This is a genomic window from Tabrizicola sp., from assembly GCF_051645465.1.
Taxonomy (GTDB): Bacteria; Pseudomonadota; Alphaproteobacteria; order Rhodobacterales; family Rhodobacteraceae; genus Tabrizicola.
In genome coordinates, this window is record NZ_JBOFBI010000232.1 from 1 (window position 1) to 3303 (window position 3303).

3 protein-coding genes are annotated in these 3303 nt (G+C 65.6%); all 3 read right to left on the reverse strand.

The annotated features are described in order from the left end of the window. Positions 1 to 108 precede the first annotated feature (108 nt). Entirely contained in the window at positions 109 to 1632 is a 1524-nt protein-coding gene (locus ACRCSW_RS15235) for an HAD-IA family hydrolase (RefSeq protein ID WP_438706437.1), read from the reverse strand. A gap of 61 nt (positions 1633 to 1693) precedes the next feature. After that, positions 1694 to 2884 (reverse strand): ABC transporter substrate-binding protein, encoded by a 1191-nt coding sequence (locus tag ACRCSW_RS15240; RefSeq protein ID WP_438706439.1) that lies wholly within the window; start codon positions 2882 to 2884, stop codon positions 1694 to 1696. Positions 2885 to 2910: 26 nt separating this feature from the next. Further along, a partial coding sequence (locus ACRCSW_RS15245) for a hypothetical protein (RefSeq protein ID WP_438706440.1) occupies positions 2911 to 3303 on the reverse strand: 393 nt, incomplete at its 5' end.

The window sequence follows — 3303 nt, forward strand, 5'->3', positions numbered from 1 at the left end:
TGCGCGCTCCACCCCCGTGCGCACCATGCGGGTAGACCAGACCAGAAGCGCCACCGCTCCGGCAAGTTCCAGAAGGACTTCAGAGCCTTGCATGGGGCAGAGTGGCGCTCATGGCGCAGGTCGCAGCATCTTGGCGTCAGCAGCCAGCACGGCGCGGCGTCGGGCCAGCGCGTGGTCCGGCAGGTCGGTTGTAAAGGCCGACAGCGGCAGCGACAGCATCCGGTCGCAGTCATCCTTAGTCCGAACCCCATAGGCCCCGATGCGCAGGCCTGCTGCCTTGAACGCGGCGATGAGGTCCGCATCAACAAGTCGGCAGGACACCGCGACTTCGGGGATGCCCAGGGATTGCACGCGGGCGATCACGGCATCGGGCCCATCTGCCTCCAGATCGACTGACCGGATCAGCGCGATCAGCCCTTGCGGCCGACAGATACGGGCGAATTCGACAAGCGTTGCATGTGCGAAGCTGCTGATCGTGGTGCGCTCCAGCATCCCCGACATCCGCAAGCTGGCCGCAACGCGCGCCTCGAGGCCCGGATAGGGCGCGCCGTCGCCCTGCACCTTGATCTCTAGCCGCAGGTCAACCTCCGTCGGCGCGATCAGCGCCAGCACCTCGTCCAGGGTGGCGATATGTTCGTCCTCTGCGCCCCGCAGCGTCACGCGGCGCAGGCTGTCCAGATCATGCGCCCTGACCGCGCCGGTGCCATGGGTGGTACGCTCAAGCGTAGGGTCGTGCATGATGACGGGCACGCCGTCGGAGGACAGATGCAGGTCAGTCTCGATCATGTCGGCATGCAGCCCGATCGCCCCCCGAAAGGCGCGCATGGAGTTCTCGGGCCAAAGAAGCGCCCCGCCGCGATGCGCCGCGATGACCGGATAGGTTCCCGGCCCCGACAGCGTTGTCTCTCCCCGCGCCGCAGCAATACTCCCGGGCGACAGGCAGGCCGCGATGCCGTCAAGGCCGGTCAGGGTGACATCGGCGCCGATATCGGGCGCGTCCGGGTTGCAGGCGATAGTGTGGAGACCAACTGCCCTTGCCCCGGCGACCTCCTTTGCGGAATGGGCCACGAAGACGGCCTCGTGGGGGCGCAGGCCAAGGGCGGTCAGGGCGGTCTGGTAGATTTCCGGCTCCGGCTTCACAAACCCCGTCTCGCAGGAATTCACGACAACGTCCCAAAGCCCGTCGATGCCGATCTCCGCGAACCAGTCCAGCTTTTCGGCCGTCGTCTCATGCGTGTTGGTGATGATGCCCAGACGATAGCCCGCCCGGCGCAGGCCGTGCAAGGCCGCCGCAACACCGGGAAAGAACGCGACGCGGTGTTGTTCGGCCACCAGCATCGTTGCGCCTTTGTCCAGCACCGCCGGATCGTCGATCCCAGCCGTTGCCAGTAACGCGCGGTAATAGCCCTTGCGCGGAACCTCCCCCCGCCAGGCCCGCAGTTTCAGCGCACGCACCGCGGCCTTGTCCAACGGTCGCCCAGCAGCATGGCGTTCAAGGAACGCCTTCAACACCGCAGGCCGCCCCGGCCGGTGATAGAGGATATCCCCTGCGTCGAAGAGCAAGGCTTCGATCCCCGGCCAGGGCGCGGGCAGGTCGGCGGGTCCGGTCATCTGCGGCGCAGAGAGGGTCATGCTGGGTCCCCTTGGGTTCAAGCAGCCCGCGCGCCGGGATGAACGGCGCGCGGGCAAGGTGTCACTTCAGCGACAGGAACAGCTGCAGAAACGTGTATTTCGAGGCGTGCACCTCGACCGGATCCATCATCATCAGGCTCGCCTCTGCCAGTGCGGGCATCCCGAATTCGGCCAGCTGCGCCGTTTCCAGATCGGACCGGGCCGCATAGTCGCCGATCACGTTCCAGGGCGCGAAGCCCTCGGCCTCCATCATGAAGCGGATCAGCAGCTTGGCCGCATTCGGGTTCGGCGCGTTGTCTGCGACGACGATGACGGTCGGGTATGCCAGCCCCATCGCGGGTTCGACGCCATAGGCCGGTGCCGCCTCGATCTTGCCCGGCTCCACATCCCGCAGTTTCGAGAAGGTGACAAACCCCACCGGCGCGCCGGTCTGGCCGACCTGGCCCACATTCTCGAAGATCTTGTTGGTCGAGCTGATGTAGACCGGCTCGTTCTGCAGGAAGCGGTAGAACCATTCGTGTGCAGCGTTCGGGGCGTCGATGGTCGGCAGTTCGCCAACCGCCTCGACCACCGCTTCCGAAATCACCAGCGGTTCGCCGAATTCCTTTTCATAGGCGGCGGCCATCGCATCCGGGTTGGCAAGGATGCTCTGGTAGACCGAGGTCTGCACCGCCGAGCCAAGTGGGTCGGGCGTCTGCACCCGGCCTTTCCATTCCTCTTTCGTCAGGTCCCAGAGGTTGTCGAACGGCACGCCTTCCGGGTGTTCCGCCGCGTTGTAAGCCAGGATGCGGCTTGACCAGCGATGGACCAGGAAGGGCGACATCTCCTCGGGCGCCAGAACCCCCTCAAGCCCGTCCGGAACAAAGTTCCACACCATCTCCTGCGGCATGAACTCTTCCAGCATGACCGGCGTTTCGTTGTTGTAAAGGACGTCGACCGACTGCATCCCGGCGCGGTGTTCGCGGCGGAATTTCTCCATCTGCACATCGGAACTGATGTCATGCGGCACGACCTTGATGCCGTATTTCGCCTCGAACGCCTCGCCCAGTGCGGCGACGCGGGACGAGACGGAGTAGATGATGACCTCGCCCTCCTCCTTGGCGGCGGCCTCGATCGCAGCCCAGTCCTGCGGCCCGGCATCGGGGCCGAAACCGTTTGCGGCGGCCCATTCCGCATCGGCAAAGGCCGGAGCGGCCAGGCCCGTGATGATGGTGGTCAGTGCAAGCAAGCGTCTGGTGGTTGTCATTTTCATCGCATCCTCCCTTTGTTCAGTGTTCGTCATGCCGTTTTCAGCGCCGCTGCTTCGGCGGTCTTTATCCCCGGCGCGGCATCGATCAGCCGCCCCGTCGTCTTGTCGAAAATGTTCAGGACCTCGGGCGCCACCCGGATCCAGACGTCGGAACGGCCGTCCGCGTGGAACCCGCGCATCTGCCGCGCGATCAGCGCCTGCCCGCCGGAGGTGAGGTTCAGGATCACTTCCGGCCCGGCAGGAAAGACGCCATCGAGAGCTGCGCAAGCAGCACCGCACGTATCGGGCGAAGTGATCTCGATATCTTCCGGGCGGAAGCCCACGGTGCAGGGGCCTTCGGGCACCTCTGCTGCCACCGGCACGCTCAGTCCCGCAAAGGTCAGGCGTCGACCCTCGACCGTCCCCTCGACCACGTTCATCCG